This is a genomic window from Paraclostridium tenue, assembly GCF_039521565.1.
Lineage (GTDB): Bacteria > Bacillota > Clostridia > Peptostreptococcales > Peptostreptococcaceae > Paraclostridium > Paraclostridium tenue.
Map to the genome: position 1 here is coordinate 41,992 of NZ_BAAACP010000006.1, position 19,527 is coordinate 61,518.

17 protein-coding genes and 2 other annotated features are annotated in these 19,527 nt (G+C 28.9%); of the genes, 16 read left to right on the plus strand and 1 reads right to left on the minus strand.

What is annotated here, in order from left to right:
• Nucleotides 1–151 precede the first annotated feature (151 nt).
• The 8 genes from ABFX13_RS06075 (at nucleotide 152) to thrS (ending at nucleotide 9,733) form a co-directional block, all read left to right on the plus strand.
• Nucleotides 152–1,192, plus strand: coding sequence for a BMP family lipoprotein (locus tag ABFX13_RS06075; RefSeq protein WP_187527308.1), 1,041 nt, complete (start codon nucleotides 152–154; stop codon nucleotides 1,190–1,192).
• A gap of 334 nt (nucleotides 1,193–1,526) precedes the next feature.
• Nucleotides 1,527–3,095: an ABC transporter ATP-binding protein gene (locus ABFX13_RS06080; protein WP_346043901.1), complete on the plus strand. Its 1,569-nt coding sequence runs from the start codon at nucleotides 1,527–1,529 to the stop codon at nucleotides 3,093–3,095.
• On the plus strand, nucleotides 3,088–4,182 hold the full coding sequence (locus tag ABFX13_RS06085) for an ABC transporter permease (protein WP_346043903.1): 1,095 nt from the start codon (nucleotides 3,088–3,090) through the stop codon (nucleotides 4,180–4,182). The genes ABFX13_RS06080 and ABFX13_RS06085 overlap by 8 nt, the downstream gene beginning before the upstream one ends.
• A complete protein-coding gene (locus tag ABFX13_RS06090) occupies nucleotides 4,182–5,117 on the plus strand; it encodes an ABC transporter permease (RefSeq protein ID WP_346043905.1) in 936 nt (311 codons plus the stop codon). The genes ABFX13_RS06085 and ABFX13_RS06090 overlap by 1 nt, the downstream gene beginning before the upstream one ends.
• A gap of 104 nt (nucleotides 5,118–5,221) precedes the next feature.
• Nucleotides 5,222–5,986, plus strand: a complete 765-nt coding sequence (locus ABFX13_RS06095) for a DUF6873 family GME fold protein (protein ID WP_346043907.1) — start codon at nucleotides 5,222–5,224, stop codon at nucleotides 5,984–5,986.
• A gap of 5 nt (nucleotides 5,987–5,991) precedes the next feature.
• Entirely contained in the window at nucleotides 5,992–6,792 is an 801-nt protein-coding gene (locus ABFX13_RS06100) for a putative sporulation protein YtxC (RefSeq protein ID WP_346043909.1), read from the plus strand.
• Nucleotides 6,793–6,881: 89 nt separating this feature from the next.
• Nucleotides 6,882–7,484 carry a DUF445 domain-containing protein gene (locus ABFX13_RS06105; protein WP_346043911.1) on the plus strand — a complete coding sequence of 201 codons (603 nt, stop codon included), beginning with the start codon at nucleotides 6,882–6,884 and terminating at the stop codon, nucleotides 7,482–7,484.
• Nucleotides 7,485–7,538: 54 nt separating this feature from the next.
• Nucleotides 7,539–7,759 (plus strand) — a binding site (T-box leader).
• A 54-nt stretch (nucleotides 7,760–7,813) separates the two neighbouring features.
• On the plus strand, nucleotides 7,814–9,733 hold the full coding sequence (gene thrS, locus ABFX13_RS06110) for a threonine--tRNA ligase (protein WP_346043914.1): 1,920 nt from the start codon (nucleotides 7,814–7,816) through the stop codon (nucleotides 9,731–9,733).
• Nucleotides 9,734–9,768: 35 nt separating this feature from the next.
• On the opposite strand, the gene ABFX13_RS06115 is transcribed toward thrS, so the two are convergent.
• Nucleotides 9,769–11,169: an ATP-dependent metallopeptidase FtsH/Yme1/Tma family protein gene (locus tag ABFX13_RS06115; RefSeq protein ID WP_346043916.1), complete on the minus strand. Its 1,401-nt coding sequence runs from the start codon at nucleotides 11,167–11,169 to the stop codon at nucleotides 9,769–9,771.
• A 378-nt stretch (nucleotides 11,170–11,547) separates the two neighbouring features.
• On the opposite strand from ABFX13_RS06115, the gene infC reads away from it, so the two are divergent.
• From infC to pheT, 8 genes are all read left to right on the plus strand, one after another.
• The gene (infC, locus tag ABFX13_RS06120) at nucleotides 11,548–12,039 is read left to right on the plus strand and encodes a translation initiation factor IF-3 (protein ID WP_330594196.1); all 492 of its coding nucleotides are present in this window, start codon (nucleotides 11,548–11,550) and stop codon (nucleotides 12,037–12,039) included.
• 27 nt (nucleotides 12,040–12,066) lie between these two features.
• On the plus strand, nucleotides 12,067–12,264 hold the full coding sequence (rpmI, locus tag ABFX13_RS06125; protein ID WP_346043918.1) for a 50S ribosomal protein L35: 198 nt from the start codon (nucleotides 12,067–12,069) through the stop codon (nucleotides 12,262–12,264).
• 57 nt (nucleotides 12,265–12,321) lie between these two features.
• Complete coding sequence (rplT, locus tag ABFX13_RS06130) at nucleotides 12,322–12,678, plus strand: 50S ribosomal protein L20 (RefSeq protein ID WP_147547051.1); 357 nt, start codon at nucleotides 12,322–12,324, stop codon at nucleotides 12,676–12,678.
• Nucleotides 12,679–12,880: 202 nt separating this feature from the next.
• Nucleotides 12,881–14,257 carry a TrkH family potassium uptake protein gene (locus tag ABFX13_RS06135; protein WP_346043921.1) on the plus strand — a complete coding sequence of 459 codons (1,377 nt, stop codon included), beginning with the start codon at nucleotides 12,881–12,883 and terminating at the stop codon, nucleotides 14,255–14,257.
• A gap of 20 nt (nucleotides 14,258–14,277) precedes the next feature.
• Nucleotides 14,278–14,955, plus strand: coding sequence for a potassium channel family protein (locus ABFX13_RS06140; RefSeq protein WP_346043924.1), 678 nt, complete (start codon nucleotides 14,278–14,280; stop codon nucleotides 14,953–14,955).
• Nucleotides 14,952–15,749 carry a TrmH family RNA methyltransferase gene (locus ABFX13_RS06145; protein WP_346043927.1) on the plus strand — a complete coding sequence of 266 codons (798 nt, stop codon included), beginning with the start codon at nucleotides 14,952–14,954 and terminating at the stop codon, nucleotides 15,747–15,749. The genes ABFX13_RS06140 and ABFX13_RS06145 overlap by 4 nt, the downstream gene beginning before the upstream one ends.
• Nucleotides 15,750–15,810: 61 nt before the next feature.
• Nucleotides 15,811–16,046, plus strand: a binding site (T-box leader).
• 53 nt (nucleotides 16,047–16,099) lie between these two features.
• On the plus strand, nucleotides 16,100–17,119 hold the full coding sequence (gene pheS, locus ABFX13_RS06150; protein WP_346043929.1) for a phenylalanine--tRNA ligase subunit alpha: 1,020 nt from the start codon (nucleotides 16,100–16,102) through the stop codon (nucleotides 17,117–17,119).
• Between the two features lie 15 nt (nucleotides 17,120–17,134).
• Complete coding sequence (gene pheT / locus ABFX13_RS06155; RefSeq protein WP_346043933.1) at nucleotides 17,135–19,525, plus strand: phenylalanine--tRNA ligase subunit beta; 2,391 nt, start codon at nucleotides 17,135–17,137, stop codon at nucleotides 19,523–19,525.
• Nucleotides 19,526–19,527 lie beyond the last annotated feature (2 nt).

The following is a 19,527-nucleotide window of genomic DNA, read 5'->3' on the forward strand; positions in this document are numbered from 1 at the left end:
AGAAAAAGGTTTCTTATCTTCTTATTTTTTTAAATTGTATGTAATATATAGTGAAAAATTGAATAAAATTTGAAATAAATGTAGAAAAAATTTTTTATATAGTGTAAAATTTAGGTAAGAAATCATAATCGTTATATACAGGAGGTAATATATGAAGTTTAAAAAGTTGTTAACTTTAGGTCTTGTTACAGTGTTATCGGGGTCTATGTTAGTTGGTTGTGGAGCTTCTAAAGGTTCATCAGGAGACAAAGAAAATGGGAATAAAAAGATAAAGGTAACTATGATAACTGATGTTGGGGGAGTTAATGACCAATCTTTTAACCAAAGTGCATGGGAAGGATTAGAAAAAGCTAAGAAAGATTTAGGAATAGAGGCTAATTACATAGAATCTAAACAAGAATCAGATTATGCTACTAATGTTGAAACAGCAATAGATAATGGTGCTGATTTAGTAATAGGGGTTGGATTTAAATTAGAAAAAGCAATAGGAGATGCAGCTAAAGCTTATCCAGAAGAGAAATTTGCTTTAATAGATGCAGATTTTGGAGGAAAACCTCCTAAAAATGTAGAGAGTATAATGTTTAATGCTCAAGAAGCTTCATACTTAGTAGGATTAGTTGCAGGTAAATTAACAGAAAGTAATAAAGTAGGATTTGTTGGGGGAATGGAAAGTCCATTAATAGAATCTTTTGAGGTTGGATATGAGGCAGGAGTTAAAGCTGTTAAGCCAGATGCAGTTGTAGTTGCTCAATATGCAAACAACTTCGCAGATCCAGCAAAAGGAAAATCTATAACAAATCAAATGATATCTAATGGTGTAGATATAGTATTCCATGCTGCAGGAGATACTGGAAATGGTGTTATAGAAGCTGCTAAAGAAGCTGGTAAAAAAGCTATAGGTGTTGATAGAGATCAAAATAGTATTGCACCAGAAACTGTAATAACTTCTGCTGTAAAGAGAGTTGATGTTGGGGTTTACAACACTGTTAAAAATTTAGTTGATGGAAAATTTGAAGGTGGATCAGTAGTTACTTATGGATTAAATGAAAATGGTGTTGGGGTAGCAGAAACTACAAAAGAAGACGTTGCTCCAGATATATTAGAATTTGTTAATCAACAAGGTGATAAAATAAAGAGTGGAGAAATAAAAGTTCCAGCTACAAAAGCTGAGTTAGAAAAAACACAAAAATAATAGGGAAAAAAGACTAGCATAAGCTAGTCTTTTTTTTATCCCTAAAATATTTACAAATATTAAAAATAAAATGAAAAATAAAATGAAATTTAAGTATCGTTTATAATTATAAAATATATCATTATTAAGTCTTAAACATAGAAAAAAATGTCATAATGTGTAATAAATATATAAAAATTATATTTTTAAATTGCAAAATATAACAAAAAACAACAAAAAGTATGTGATATAATTAAAATATTACACACTAATTATCAAAATTAAATTGTTATTAATGTTGTTTTTTAGTATAATAAAATTGGCGATTATTTAAAGAGGAGGGATATAGTTAACTATGGTTAATAGTAATGTAGATTACAGTCGAAAAGTTGTAGAGATGAAAAATATAACTAAAAAGTTTGGGAACTTTATAGCTAATGATAATATAAATTTGACTGTGCATAAGGGAGAAGTACATGCTCTTTTAGGAGAAAATGGGGCAGGGAAGTCAACATTGATGAATATATTATATGGTTTGTATCATCAAACTTCAGGGGATATATATATAAATGGTGAGAAGGTAGAAATGGCAAATCCAAATGTTGCAATATCTCATGGAATTGGTATGGTTCATCAACATTTCATGTTAGTACAACCTTTTACAGTTGCTCAAAACATAATACTAGGAACAGAGCCTACAAAGGGAACTGGAGTAATAGATATGAAAAAGGCTATACAAGATGTAATCGACATATCTAAAAAGTATGGATTACATGTTGATCCAAATGCAAAGGTAGAAGATATAACTGTAGGTATGCAACAAAGAGTAGAAATATTAAAAGCATTGTATAGAGGGGCAGATATATTAATATTAGATGAACCTACTGCAGTACTTACGCCTCAAGAAATAAATGAACTTATGCAAATAATAAGGAATTTAACTAAAGAAGGTAAGTCAGTTATAATAATAACTCATAAATTAAAAGAAATAAAAGCAGCGGCAGATTATTGTACGATTATAAGAAGAGGTAAATATATAGGGACAGTAAAAGTTGAAGAAACTTCAGAAGATGAACTAGCTGCAATGATGGTAGGTAGAGAAGTTAGCTTTAAAGTTGATAAGCAAGAGGCTAATGTTGGGGATGTAGTACTTAAAATTGAAAATTTAAAAGCTAAAGATAGTAGAAAAGTACAAGTACTAGATGATTTATCACTAGAAGTAAGAGCTGGAGAAATACTAGGAGTAGCTGGGGTTGATGGGAATGGTCAATCAGAATTGGTAGAAATATTAACTGGATTAAGAAAAGCTGACTCAGGTAGCATTAAAATAAATGGGGAAGAAGTATTTAACAATAAACCAATTGATATATTTAAAAAAGGAATAAAAAATATACCTGAAGATAGACATAAAAGGGGTCTTATACTTGATTTTACAGTTGCTGAAAATGCAGTACTTCAAAGATATAAAGAAAAAAGATTTTCTAATAAAGGTGTATTAAATAACCAAGAAATAGAAAAGCATGCAAAAGATATAATAGAAGAATTTGATGTAAGACCAACAGATTATACTTTGAAAGCTAGAGCATTATCTGGTGGTAACCAACAAAAAATAATAATAGGTAGAGAAGTTGACAATATAAGGGTAGATAGAAAAAATACAGGAAAAGCACAATTATTAATAGCAACTCAACCAACAAGAGGATTAGATGTTGGAGCTATAGAATTTGTTCACAAGGCATTAGTAGATCAAAGAGATGAAGGTAATGCAGTTTTATTAGTTTCTTTAGAACTTGATGAAGTTATGAATGTATCAGATAGAATAGCAGTAATATATGAAGGAAAAATAGTTGGAATTGTAGATGCAAAAGATGCTGATGAAAATACTTTAGGATTTATGATGGCGGGAGGTGCAGAGAATGTGTAATAATACTAAAACTAAAAGGAAGATATCTTTAGCTAATAATACTATAGTATTTTCTTTGATATCTATATTTCTTGGATTAATAGTAGGAGCTATAGCTTTAGCAATAGCAGGATTTAATCCTATAGAAGCTTACTCTGTAATGATTGATGGTATAATTGGTAAACCAAAATATATAGTATGGACTTTTATAAAAGCAACTCCGCTTATATTAACAGGTCTATCAGTAGCCTTTGCATTTAAAACAGGTTTATTTAATATAGGAGCAGAAGGTCAATTTATTGTAGGTGCATTAACCGCAACTTTAGTAGGATATGGACTTCACTTACCAGCAATAATCCATATACCACTTACTTTAATAGCAGCAGCTTTGGCAGGAGCATGTTGGGGTGGATTTGCAGGATTTTTAAAATCAAAGTTTGGAGTTAATGAAGTTATATCGACTATAATGTTAAACTGGATTGCATTTTATTTAAATAATTATATGATAATGAAACCTTGGTTAAGAGAAGGTAATAGTGAAGCATCTCATTTAATAAATGAAAGTGCTAGTATAAGCATAGATTGGTTAACGGGACTTATTGGTCCGTCAACTAAGGCTAACTGGGGTATAATAATCGCAATAATATTAGTATTTATAATAGCATTTGTATTATTTAAAACAACTTTAGGATATGAGTTAAGAGGGGTTGGATACAATAAATTTGGAGCAGAATATGGAGGAATAAATATAAAATCATCTATATTTAAATCTATGGCTATAGCAGGAGGTCTTGCAGCTTTAGCGGGTGCAGTACAAGTTCTAGGTGTAACTCATAATATAACAGTACTTGCAGCACCAGAAGGTAACGGATTTGATGGTATAGCAGTTGCTCTTATAGCAAATAGTAATCCAATTGGGGTTATATTCTCAGGTATATTATTTGGAGCACTTAAGTATGGTGGGACAAAGATGCAAACTATACAAGCTCCTTCTGAAGTAATAAATATAGTTATAGGTTCTATAGTTTATTTTATAGCTTTAAGTAGTGTTATAAGAATGTTATTTATGAAATATAAGAATAAGAAAAAGCAAGGGGGAATTGAATAATGGAAGATTTAGCTTTAATTTTAAGTACAACTTTAATGTACTCTACACCCCTTATATTTACAGCATTAGGTGGAGTATTGTCAGAAAACTCAGGTATAGTTAATATAGGGTTAGAAGGTATGATGACTATAGGAGCATTTGCAGGAGCAGCTGCAGGTGTTTTAGTAGGAAATCCGTGGATAGCATTTTTAATAGGTGGTTTAGCAGGTGGATTATTTGCATTAATACATGCTATTGCAACTATAAGTTTTAATGCAGACCATACTATATCAGGAGTTGCAATAAACTTGCTTGCTCCAGGTGTAGCATTATTCACATCTAAAATGTTATTTGATGGAGCTACTATGACTCCTACAATAAGCATGGAAGATAAAATGCCAAGACCTTTAGATGGTTTATTTGCAGATGGAAGTATATTAAATACTATATTTAATACATATGCAACAGTATTTTTAGCATTTATATTCGTTGCTATAGTATGGTATGTTTTATATAAAACTAAGTTAGGTCTTAGAATAAGAGCAGTTGGAGAGCATCCAGGTGCAGCAGATACGCTTGGAGTTAATGTAGCTCGTATTAGATATATTGCAGTAATAGCTTCAGGGGTACTTGCAGGATTCGGGGGAGCATCTATGAGTTTGGCTATAGTTTCTTCGTTTAGACCTACATTAATTTCAGGACAAGGATATATAGCTATGGCAGCTGTTATATTTGGTAAATGGAAACCACAAGGAGCTATGGGAGCGTGCTTGTTATTTGGATTTTCTACAGCATTATCTGTATTCTTTGGAAATCCAGAATTACCATTTAGAATAAATGAAAACTTACTATCAATGATACCATATATAATAACATTAATAGTATTAGTTTTATTTATAAAAACTTCTAAAGCACCAGCGGCACTTGGAAATCCATATAGAAAAGGTGAAAGATAAAAATGGTAGCACTAGCTACCATTTTTTTTATTCTAAAAAAGTTATAGTATAACAAAGTATATATAATAAAATACTATATAAGATAAATAAAAAGGAAGGTAAATATGAGTACGAAATATAGTAGAGAGTCTTTTGTAATTAATGAGGATTTATGTCTAGCATTGGTAGATAAACGAATTACTTGCGATATGGAACTAGAATTAAAAAGAAGAAATATACAAATAATAAAAACAACAGAATGTAGAGAATGTTATGATGCTATAAAATATCATCCAGACATAAGTATATGTAATTTAGGAGAAGGAAATATAGTTATAGCACCAAATGTTTATGAATATTACTTTGATATTTTAAAAAAACTTGGGTTTAATATTTTAAAAGGGGACAGTTATATAAAAAGAGATTATCCGCATAATATACAATATAACGTAGCTATATTTGGAAATTATGCAATACATAATTTTGAATATACAGATAAAAAGATTTTAGATTATATAAATAAAAAGAAATTAACAAAGATAAATATAAAACAAGGATATTCAAAATGTTCTATATGCATAGTTGATGAAAATTCAATAATAACTTCTGATGTGGGTATATATAAAACTGTTTTAAAATATGGAATAGATTGTCTTTTAATACAACCTAAAAATATAGACTTATTTGAATTGAATCATGGATTTATAGGCGGTTGTACAGGACTTATAAGTAAAGATAAACTTGCATTTTTTGGAGATATAACAAAACATCCTGATTATGAAAATATTAGGAAATTTTTAAAATTAAAGAATAAGGAAATAGTAAATTTAAGTAAAGAAAGATTATTGGATTTAGGTTCTATAATTCCTCTTATGATCAGAAAGGAGTGATGACTTTGAATAACAAAGAGATTTATTTGAGTTTATTACCTAAATATGAATTAGTTGCAAATGAATTTGTAAAATCTAGTATATTTAAAAATAAAATTAAATATAATAAAGATTTTATAGAAATTAAAATAAGCATGGATGATGAGAATGAGAGTCTAAAATTAGATGTAGTAAAAGAGATAACAAGTTTTTTAATGAAAGTAATGAAAGAAACTATATTAAAAGAGTACATACATAAGACATACAGTGAAATATATAAAGAACAAGAATTTAGCATATATGATAAGTCTTTAGAAATCTTTGATAAAAAAGATGTATTAATTAGAGAAGCTATATTTCATAAATTAAATAGTTATATATCAAACAATAATCACATAGATATTGATGGATTTGTTAGATTCAGAATGAGAGAATTAATAGAATATGTATCTAATATAGGTGATATTGCATTAGAAGAATATCTTATGAAAAAGGATTATGATGAGTTTATAAGTATTTTGAAATATTTTACAAAAGTTCAAGATACTAAAATAGATACACTTAAAGTTTATATAAGAAAAGATAATTCATTTATACTATATGATGAAAATGATAACATAATAGAAAATGAAAATGATGAAGAACTTATGAATATGTTCATAAAAGAAAATTTAAATTATGAAGATTTTTTAATAAGTACTTTATTATCTTTATGTCCAAATCATATAATTATATATGATTCACTAAAAACAAACTCATCTAGAGAAATAGTTGATATGATAAAGGCAATATTTGAAGAAAAGGTAGAAGAGACAAATAAGTCTTAAATATTTAAAATATATATTGAAAAAAATTTATTAAAGTATAAAATATATATTGTTTCTTATTAAATAAAATAGTTAAGGAGATATTTAAAATGAACAATATATATATAATTCTTATTATGGGAATTATAGGAGGTATAATTGGATATATAACAAATAAATTAGCTATAAAGCTTATGTTTAGACCTATAGTTCCTATAAAAATTCCAATATTAAATTTAGAAATAATAGGATTAATACCAAAGAGGAAAAAAGAAATAGCAGTAAAAATAGGTGAGATAATTCAAGATGAATTCATATCACTAGATGATATACTTAAGGACTTAGTAACTGATGAAGATAAAGAAAAAGCTGTAGATTATATAAAAGTTAAAGTTAGAACTATAATTGATGAAAAAGCAGCTTTAATACCTAGTTATATAAAATCAATTATAAAAGGATATATAGATGAAATTATAGAGAAAGAAGTAAATGATTCTATAGATGAGTTAAGTGAAGAGATAATACAAAAGGCTCATCAAAGAGTGAATATAAAAGAAATTGTTGAAAATAAAGTAAATGACTTAGATTTAATTGAATTAGAAAATATAATTTTAAGTGTTGCAGATAAAGAATTAAAACATATAGAATTATTAGGTTTAATACTAGGATTTTTAATAGGTATAGTTCAAGGAATAATAACTATATTTATATAATAATTTTAGTTGCCATAATGAATTGAATTTGTTATAATGTAAATAATTATAAATAATATAGCGATGAAAAGGAAGAGTAAAATAGAAACAATTTACAGAGAGGATATATCAGAGGCTGTGAGTATATCTAAATATGACTATTTGAAAACTACCTTGGAGCTGAGTTTAGTAGCTTGCAAGTGAAAGTGCTCGGATGACTACCTTATAGTCAACAAGAGGGTAATGTACATCACATACCAACTTGGGTGGAACCGCGAATTATACTCGTCCCATGATTTTCATGGGCCGAGTTTTTTTATTTTATACAAAAATTTTAAGGAGGTAAAGACATGATAAAAGTTACTTTAAAAGACGGATCTGTAAAGGAGTACGCTAAAGGTACAACTGTTATGGATATAGCGAAGTCTATAAGCGAAGGTTTAGCTAGAAGTATAGTAGCTGCATCTGTTAATGGAGAAGTTGTGGGGTTAAACTTTGAAGTTAATGAAGATTGTGAGTTAAATTTATTTAAGTTTGATGATGCAGAAGGTAAGGATGTATTTAGACATACATCAGCTCACATGTTAGCTCAAGCTATAAAGAGATTATACCCAGAAGCTAAATTAGCTATAGGGCCAAGTATAGAAAATGGATTCTATTATGATATAGATTTAGAGTATAGATTAACTCCTGAAGATTTAGAAAAAATAGAAGCTGAGATGAAAAAAATAGCTAAAGAAGATTTAGCTATAGAGAGATTTGAATTAAGTAGAGAAGAAGCAATAAAATTAATGGAAGAACAAGGGGAAAACTATAAAGTAGAACTTATATCTGAATTACCAGAAGGTGAAGTTATATCATTCTACAAACAAGGTGATTTTACAGATTTATGTAGAGGACCACACTTACCAACTACTAAAAAAGTTAAAGCTATCAAATTACAAAATGTAACTGGAGCTTATTGGCGTGGAGACGAAAAGAACAAGATGTTACAAAGAATATATGGAACATCTTTTGAAAAAAATAAAGATTTAGAATCTTACTTACACTTATTAGAAGAAGCTAAGAAGAGAGATCATAGAAAATTAGGTAGAGAATTAGAATTATTCTTTATACCAGAAGAAGGACCAGGATTCCCATTATTCTTACCAAAGGGTATGGAACTTAAAAATGAATTATTAAAATTCTGGAGAGAGTTACACAGAAAAGACGGATATGTAGAAATAGAAACTCCAATAATATTAAATCAAAAATTATGGGAGACTTCAGGACACTGGTATCACTACAAAGAAAATATGTATACTGTAGATATAGATGAGCAACAATTTGCTATAAAGCCAATGAACTGTCCAGGTGGTATGCTATACTACAACTTCAAGCAACATTCTTATAAGGATTTCCCTATGAGAGTTGCTGAATTAGGTAGAGTTCATAGACATGAATTATCAGGAGCTTTAAATGGACTTAAGAGAGTTAGAGCATTTACTCAAGATGATGCACATATATTCATGTTACCAAATCAAATAAAAGATGAAATAAAAGGTGTTGTTTCATTAATAGATAAAGTGTATTCTGCATTTGGATTTGAGTATCATTTAGAATTATCAACTAGACCAGATGATTCAATGGGAACTGATGAAGAGTGGGAAGCTGCTGAAAATGGATTAAGAGAAGCTTTAGAAGAGTTAAATCTACCTTATGTAATAAATGAAGGAGATGGAGCATTCTATGGACCTAAGATAGACTTCCACTTAAAAGATTGCTTAGGAAGAACTTGGCAGTGCGGAACTATACAATTAGACATGCAATTACCTCAAAGATTTGATATCAGTTATATAGGTGAAGATGGAGAGAAACATAGACCTGTTATGATACACAGAGTTGCATTAGGAAGTATAGAAAGATTTATAGGTATATTAATAGAGCACTATGCTGGTAAATTCCCAACTTGGATAGCTCCAGTTCAAGCTAAGATATTACTTGTATCTGATAGATTCAAAGATTATGCTGAAGAAGTTAAAAATGCATTATTTGATAAAGGTATAAGAGTAGAGTTTGATGATAGAGCTGAGAAAATAGGATATAAGATAAGAGAAGCTCAACTTCAAAAAGTTCCTTATATGCTAATAGTTGGTGAAAAAGAGCTTAATGAGAAGAAAGTATCTGTAAGATCTAGAGATAACGGAGAAATGGGAGCTATGGATGTTGAAGAATTTATAGCTAATGTATTAAAAGAAGTAGAAGGAAGAACTAATGTAATTCAAGCATAGTTAGTAAAAAAAGTTAGCCTTAGGGCTAACTTTTTTTATACACATTCTTTTCTTATTATATCTTTAAGTTCCTCATGAGTCATAGTTTCTTTATCAAATAGATGTTGTGAAACTAGGTGAAGATCGTTTAAATTAGAGTTTAAAAGATTTAATGTTTCTTCATAACAACTATCTATTATATTAGTCGTTTCTTCTTGGATTTTCTTTGATAAGAAATTCTTTTGATGAGAGTCTATGGTCATTGCGCCAAGGCTACTCATACCATATTCACATACCATTTGAGTTGCAATATCTGTTACTTTTTTTAGGTCATCTTTGGCACCAGTAGATTTATGTCCAAATATAATTTCTTCTGCAGCTTTGCCAGCAAGTAAGATTTTTATTTTTCCTAAAAGTTCATCTTTAGTATAAATGTATCTATCTTCATCTGGTAGTTGAAGAACATATCCAAGAGCTTGACCTCTAGGTATTATAGAAATCTTTTGTATTGGATTTATTCCAAGAGCATTACTAACAAGTGCGTGTCCTGCTTCGTGATAAGAAACTATACGTTTTTCTTTTTCTATAAGTTTAGCATTTTTAGATTCAAGTCCAGCTATAACTCTTTCTATTGCTTTATCAAAATGAATACTATTTATAGTTTTGCTGTTGTCTCTAACTGCAAAAATTGCAGCTTCATTTGCTATATTTGCTAAATGTGCCCCGTTAAATCCATGAGTTTTTCTTGCTAATATATCTAAGTCTACAGAGTTATCAATAGGCTTATTTTTAGTATGAACTTTTAGAATTTCTAATCTAGTATTATAGTTAGGGTCTCCTATATGAACGTGTCTATCAAATCTACCAGGTCTAAGTAATGCATCGTCCAATAAATCTAGTCTATTTGTTGAGCCAACTATAAGTATGTTAGAATCTTTATTAAATCCATCCATTTCAACTAATAATTGATTTAAAGTTTGGTCTTTTTCATTATTGCTTTCTAAATGTCTTTTTGCACCTATGGCATCAATTTCATCTATAAATATTATACTAGGTGCATCTTTTCTAGCTTTTTCAAATAATGTTCTAACTCTTTTTGCACCAACACCAACATATTTTTCTACAAACTCAGAGCCGGTTACATTAAAAAATGATGCATTTGTTTCTCCAGCCATAGCTGAAGCTAGTAATGTTTTACCTGTTCCTGGAGGTCCATAAAATAATACACCTTTAGGAATTTTAGCTCCCATTTTTTTATACTTATCAGGACTTTTCATAAAATCTACTATCTCAAAAAGTTCTTCCTTGACTTCTTCTAGTCCAGCTACATCATTAAATGTAGTTTTTGGTTTAGATGAATCAGAGTTGTCATTAGGAGTTTCTTTTTCAAGTTTCGTCTGATTAAACGCAGGAGCTGGTTTATTAATTTTTTTAAAAAAATTATCTAACATTTTCATAGTCAAACACCTCAGTTATAAAAAATTGTTGTTACTACATATATTTGCCGTTTTTTGAATTAATATTATTAAAATTTTATATTTAGAAATTTAAATAGTAATTTTATTAAAAGTATAACCATAAAGGGAAGAATTAATTAACAAAAAATCAAAAAAAGTAATTGACATAAATTTTAAACAATGATATATTAGTTAAGTAATGAAAAACAAGAAGAAGCCCGCTTCTCACCTTACGACAAAATAAGTTAGTAAGGTAAATATAAGTTACGATTTTAGATTAGGTTTATTAATTGAGATAACTTATATGGCGGATGATAATATCATTCGCCTTTTTTAATATAAAATTGGAGGTGTCCTACTATTAGTAAGGAATTAGCAATCAATGATGAAATAAGAGATAAAGAAATAAGAGTTCTCTCAGAAACAGGTGAGCAACTTGGAATAATGTCTTCTAGAGATGCTCAAATAATTGCAAATAACAAGAATTTAGATTTAGTTAAAATATCACCTAACGCTAATCCACCTGTATGTAAGATAATGGATTACGGTAAATATAAGTATGAACAAGCTAGAAAAGAAAAAGAATCTAAGAAAAAGCAAAAGGTCGTAACTGTTAAAGAAGTTAGATTAAGACCAGGTATAGAAACAAACGACTTAAACACAAAAGCTAATCAAGCTATGAAATTCCTTAAAAAAGGAGACAAAGTTAAAGTCGAGCTTAGATTTAGAGGTAGAGAATTAGGACATAAAGACTTAGGAAAACAAGTAATGCTTAAATTTATAGAACTAGTAAAAGAGTTTGGAGAACCAACTAAAGCCCCAGCATTTGAGGGTAATAATATGGTTGTAATGATAGATCCAAAAAAATAGATATATATTTGAGAGGAGGATATTAATATGACTAAAATGAAAACTCACAGAGGTGCAGCTAAGAGATTCAAAAAAACTGCAAGTGGAAAATTAAAGAGAGCTAAAGCTTTCAGAAGACATATACTAACTAAGAAGGATGCTAAGACTAAGATGCAATTAAGAAAGTCTGGAACAGTTAGTGAAGGAGATGCTAGAAGAATAGCACAATTATTACCATACCTATAAGAACGAAAAAATATAGATAAAATTTATTAAAAGAGAGAAACGAAGGAGGTTACGACGATGGCAAGAGTTAAAAAAGCTATGAACGCTCGTAAGAAGCATAAGAAAATATTAAAACTTGCAAAAGGTTTTAGAGGATCAAGAAGTAAATTATACAGACCAGCTAACGAATTCGTTATGAAAGCATTAAAGCATGCTTATGTTGGTAGAAAATTAAAGAAAAGAGATTTCAGAAAGCTTTGGATACAAAGAATAAACGCAGCTGCTAGAGCTAACGGAATGTCTTACTCAAGATTCATGAACGGATTAAAATTAGCAGGTGTTGAAGTTAACAGAAAAATGTTATCTGAAATGGCTATAAACGATCCTCAAGGATTCGCTAAGTTAGTTGAAGTTGCTAATTCAAAATTAGCTTAATCATATAAAAAACTCTGAGTATTAACTCAGAGTTTTTTTGTGCATAATAAGATAATATTTAAAAAATTCTAAATTTCAATTTTTATGTAGATATATTTAAGGACTAGGTATATAATGTATTTTATTATAAATATAAGTATAATAAAATAAGTGAATGCAATACGTAATTTAATATTAAGATGGAGAGGAGAAAATAGAGTATATGAAAGATATTATTTCAAATATAAAAAAGTCGATAAATAAATTGAATCCATCTCAAATAATGGTTATTGGATTTGCCACTGTAATATTAATAGGAGCAATTTTATTATCCTTACCTATTGCGACCAAAACAGGAGAGAGTATCCCTTTTGTAGATGCTTTATTTACATCTACATCGGCTGTTTGTGTAACGGGACTTGTAGTAGTAGATACAGCTACGTATTGGAATTTATTTGGACAGATTATAATAATTATTTTAATTCAAGTTGGTGGTTTAGGATTTATGACTATAACCACATTATTTGCATTAATAACTAAAAAAAGAATAAATCTTAAAGAAAGACTTCTTATACAAGAAGCTTTAAATCAGATAGATTTATCCGGACTAGTTAAATTAACTAGATATGTTTTATTAATGACCTTTATTATAGAAGGAATAGGGGCATTAGCGCTATCTACTGTTTTTATACCAGAGTTTGGACTAATCAAAGGAACATGGTATAGTATTTTCCACTCTATATCTGCATTTTGTAATGCAGGTTTTGATCTTATGGGAACTGTAAGTGGTCCATTTACATCTTTAACTAGATATGTAAACAATGTGACAATAAGTCTTACAGTATCAATGCTTATAATACTTGGAGGGATAGGATTCCCTGTAATTTTAGATGTAGTAAAAAATAAAAAAATTTCTAAATTAAATATACATTCAAAAATTGTATTAATAACTACATCTGTATTACTATTAATAGGTACGATACTTATATTACTTATAGAGTATTCTAATAAAAAAACATTAGGAAACCTTTCAGTAGTAGGAAAACTATTAGGAGCATTTTTCCAATCTGTTACGCCAAGAACAGCTGGATTTAATACAGTAGATTTATCAGCAATGCATCAAGGTAGTTTATTTATAATGATTATATTGATGTTTATTGGAGCATCTCCATGTTCAACAGGAGGTGGAACAAAAACAACTACACTTGCTACTATAATACTTTCAGTAAGAAGTTTTATATTTGAAAAAGAAGATATAGAAGTTTTTGAAAGAAGAGTAGGCGTATCTACTGTAAGAAAATCTATAGGTATATTTTTTATAGGTATATCAGTAGTTATTGCAGGTATCATTTTAATAAATTTAACTCAAGATTCATTTGATTTAATAGAATCTGCATTTGAAGTAGTTTCAGCATTTGCGACAGTAGGATCAAGTATAGGTGGAAGTCCTAACTTAAATATATTTGGTAAGATCATAATTATGATGTATATGTTTATGGGAAGAGTTGGATTTTTAACTATATTTATAGCAATAATATCTAACCATAATACAAAAAAACAAGTTATAAGATACCCTGAGGGTAAAATTATAGTAGGATAAAAGATTAGGAGAGATCAGATATGAAACAATATATAGTAATAGGGTGTGGAAGATTCGGATCATCGGTAGCAACAACAATGCATTTATTAGGACATCAAGTAATGGCTATAGACAAAAATGATGACGCAGTTCAAGCTCTAGCTGAAAAAGTGACACATGCAGCAATAGTTGATGTTACAGATGAGCAAGCTTTAAGAGCATTAGGAATGGGAAATTTTGATGTAGCAATAATAGCGATAGGTTCTGATATAAGAGCATCTATAATGGCTACTTTAATAGCTAAAGAAATGGGTGTAGAGCAAATTGTATGTAAAGCTAAAGATGAATTACAAGCAAAAGTTTTATATAAAATAGGTGCAGATAGAGTCGTATTTCCAGAGAGAGATATGGGAGTTAGAGTTGCACATAATTTAGTATCAAATAATATACTAGATCATATAGAATTAGACCCAGATTACTCTATAGTGGAAATTGTAACTCCTAAAGAATGGGAAGGTAAAACTCTAATAGAACTAGATCTTAGAGCAAAATATGAAATAACTGTTTTAGCTATAAAAAGTGGTAAAAGTATAAATGTAACTCCATCTCCAGAAGAACAATTAAAATCAGGAAGTATATTAGTTGTTATAGGACAAAATAGTAAAATAAGTACAATAACAGCAGATACAGACTTTACATTTAGGAGAAAACAAATATGATAACATCTATAACAAGTAAAGATAATGAAAAAGTTAAGTTAACTAAATCTCTTTTAAAAAGTAAAAATAGAGTAAAAGAGTCTAAATTTTTAATAGAAGGCTTTAGAATATTAACTCAAGCTATAGATTGTAAAGCTGACTTAAAATATGTTTTTATAAATGAAAACTTTGAAGATAAAAAAGAACATGTAGAGTTTTTAAAAATATTACAATCTAAAAATATAAAAATATATAAAACTACAAATAAAATATTTAGTGATTTTGTAGATACAGAAAATACTCAAGGTATAGTAGGAGTAGTTGGAATTAAAGAGAATAAAATCCAAGATATTTTAGATGAGAGTTGCAAGTTTATATTAATTTTAGATAGAATACAAGATCCTGGTAATATGGGAACTATAATAAGAACAGCAGATGCAGCTGGAGTAGATGCTATTATAAATTTAAAAGGATGTGTGGATATATATAATAGTAAAGTTACAAGATCTACAATGGGGTCAATATTTGATATGAAGATAATAAATATGACTCAAGATGAGGCATTGAAAGAATTAAAGCTTAGAAATTTTGATATAGTATCTAGTTATCTAAATACAGATAATTTTTATGATAAGGTAAATTACAATTGTAAAACTGCACTTGTTATAGGAAATGAAGCTAACGGAGTTAATGATGAACTTATAAAAAACTCAGACACTTTAGTTAAGATACCTATATATGGAAAAGCTGAGTCTTTAAATGCAGCTATAAGCTCAGCGATATTAATGTATGAGATTAAAAAATATATGATATAATAGAGCTATATTGAAAAAATATGGCATATATGATATAATCTACAATTAAAAGTTATATATTTTAAATACAATGAAAGAGAAAAGTATTTTAATAAAACTTAGTACAGAGATAAGTGCCTAGGCTGAAAGTACTTTCTAAGCTATTAAAAGAAGTTCCCTCTGGAGTATCATAGCTGAAAATAAAGTAGGTTATGACGTTATAAAACGCGTTAAGTTTTTCGAGTGGTTTGCATAGTTTATTTAAGTAAAGCAAACTACTAGGGTGGTACCGCGAAATAATAGTCTTTCGTCCCTAGATAGGGATGAAGGGCTTTTTTTATATGAAAAATTAAATTGAAAGGGTGACTATAGTGCAAGAAAAATTACTTAATTTACAAGAAACAGCATTAAGTGAAATAAAAGACATGCAAAGTATAGAACAAGTAGAGTCTTTAAGAGTTAAGTACTTAGGAAAAAAAGGTGAAATAACATCTATATTAAAAGAAATGGGTAAATTATCAGCTGAGGAAAGACCTGTAATAGGAAAGGTTGCTAATGAGGTTAGAGAAGCAATAAATGATGCTATAAGTTCTAAAAAAGAAGAATTAAAAAATATTGAAAAACAAAGAAAATTAGCTGAAGAAGTTTTAGATGTAACTATGCCAGCTAAAGAATTTAGAGTAGGTAAAAAACATCCTATATCTAAAATAACAGATGAAATAAGTGATATATTTATAGGTATGGGATTCTCTATAGCAGAAGGTCCAGAAGTTGAAACAGTTGCAAATAACTTTGATGCATTAAATGCACCAAAAGACCATCCATCAAGAGATATGAGTGATACTTTCTATATAAATGAAGAATTATTACTTAGAACTCAAACTTCTCCAGTTCAAGTTAGAACTATGAAAAATGAAGAGTTACCAATAAAGATAATATCTCCAGGTAGATGTTTCAGATTTGATGCTCCAGATGCTACACATTCACCGATGTTCCATCAAATAGAAGGTCTTGTAGTTGGTAAAGATGTTACAATGGCTCAATTAAAAGGAACTTTAGATATGTTTGTTAAAAAGCTATTTGGAGAAAATACAAAAACTAAATTTAGACCACATAACTTCCCATTCACAGAGCCAAGTGCAGAAGTAGATGTTACTTGCTTTAAGTGTGGCGGAGAAGGATGTCCAATGTGTAAAGGTGAAGGATGGATAGAAATATTAGGTGCTGGTATGGTACATCCAAATGTACTTAGAAACTGTGGAATAGATCCAGAAGTTTACAGTGGATTTGCTTTTGGTATGGGACTTGATAGAATAACAATGCTTAAGTATGAAATAGATGATATAAGATTATTATTCGAAAATGATATGAGATTTTTAAATCAATTTTAATTAGGAGGAATTAATATGTTAGTACCTTTAAAATGGCTTAGAGACTACGTTGATATAGATAGAGAAACTCAAGAATTTGCTGATATGATGACTATGACAGGGTCAAAAGTTGAGAAAGTAGAATTCTTTGGAAAAGAAACTAATGGAGTTGAAGTATGTAAAATACTTGAAATAGAACAACATCCAGATGCAGATAGATTAAAAGTTACTAAAGTTGAAGTTGCTGATGGTCAAATACTTCAAATAGTAACAAATGCAACAAATATAAAAGTAGGAGATTTTGTTCCTGTTGCTAGAATAGGAGCAGTATTACCTGGTGATTTTAAAATAAAAAAAGGTAAGTTAAGAGGAGTTTTATCAGAAGGGATGTTTTGTGGAGCTGAAGAACTAACTATACCTTCTCAATACGTTGAAGAACATAAAAAAGATGGAATATATATACTAGATCATCAAGATTCATTCGAATTGGGTATGGATGTAAGAGAAGTTTTAGGTATAAATGATGCTTTAATAGAGTTTGAAATAACTTCAAATAGACCAGATTGCAGATCTATATTAGGAATAGCTAGAGAAGCTGCTGTTACTTTAGGTAAAGAATTAAAATTCCCAGAAATAAAAGTAAATGGTTCAGATGAAGAAATGCAGTTTGAAATAGATGTTCAAACTGATTTATGTAAAAGATATTGTGGAAAGATTGTAAAAGATGTAAAAGTAGGACCTTCTCCATATTGGATGCAAAGAAGACTTATAGAAGCAGGAATGAGACCAATAAACAATATAGTGGATATAACAAACTATGTTATGTTAGAATTAGGTCAACCACTACATGCTTTTGATTTAGATGATATAAAATATAATAAAATGACAGTTAAATTAGCTCAAGAAGGTGAAAAGTTTACAACTTTAGATGGTGTTGAAAGAATATTAACATCAGATATGCTTGTTATAGGAAACAAAGATAAAACTTTAGATTTAGCTGGTATAATGGGTGGAGAAAATTCAGAGGTAAAAGATACAACTACTTCTATATTCTTAGAAGGTGCAAGCTTTGCTAAAGAAAATATAAGAGCTACATCTAAAAAATTAAGCTTAAGAACAGAAGCATCATCTAGATTTGAAAAAGGAATAGATGTAAACTTAACAGAAGTTGCTGTAAATAGAGCATGTCAGTTAATAGAAGAATTAGGTTGTGGTAGAGTTCTTAACGGTATGTTAGATTATTATCCTAAAAAAGAAGAAGTACAAAAAATAACAGCTAATCCAGAAAGAATAAATAAATTATTAGGTGTTAATGTGCCTATGGATCAATTTATAAATATATTAGAAAGATTAGAATTTAAATGTAACTTAATATCTTCTGATAAGTTAGAATTAGAAGTTCCAAGTTTTAGATTAGATATAACTGAAGATGCAGATATATTAGAAGAAATAGCTAGAATATATGGATATGATAATATACCATCAGCTACATTAGAAGGAAATGCTACAGCTGGTGTTAAAACAGAAAAACAAAAATTCATAGATGATATAAAATTCAACTCTATAGCAGTAGGTTTAAATGAAATATTAACATATTCATTTGTAAGCCCTAGAGGAGTAGATAAAATAAACTTAGCTCAAGACGATGAAAGAAGAGAGTTTGTTAAGATAATAAATCCATTAGGTGAAGAAACTTCTGTTATGAGAACTACTTTAATACCTAATATGATAGATGTAATATCAACAAACTTATCTCATAAAGTTGAAGAAGCTTATGCTTTTGAGTGTGGAAATACATTTAAACCACAAGAAGGATTACCTGTAGAGACAAAGAAAATGTCTATAGGAATGTACGGAAAAGATGTAGATTTCTTTGCATTAAAAGGTACTGTTGAAACTATATTAAATAACGTTGGATTTAAAGGTTATGAAATTGAACCTGAGACTAAAAATTTAACATTCCACCCTGGAAGATGTGCTAAATTAGTGTATAATAATATATGTATAGGTACTTTTGGAGAATTACATCCAGATGTATTAGAAAATTACGATTTAAATCAAAGAGTTTACATTGCTGAAATAAATGTAGACTTAGTATTTGAGAACTTAAACAATACGAAAGTTTATAATCCATTACCTAAATATCCATCAACTACTAGAGATATAGCTTTATTAGTTAAAGATGAAGTATTTGTTAAACAAATAGAAGATATAATAAAAGCAAATGGAGAAGATATATTAGAAAGTTACCAATTATTCGATGTTTATAAAGGAGCTCAAATAGAACAAGGACATAAATCTATAGCATACTCAATAACATATAGAAGTAAAGATAAAACTTTAACAGATGAAGAAGTAGCTAAAGTTCATGATAAAATAGTAAGTGAACTAAGTGAAAAACTAAATGCGAACTTAAGATCAAACTAATT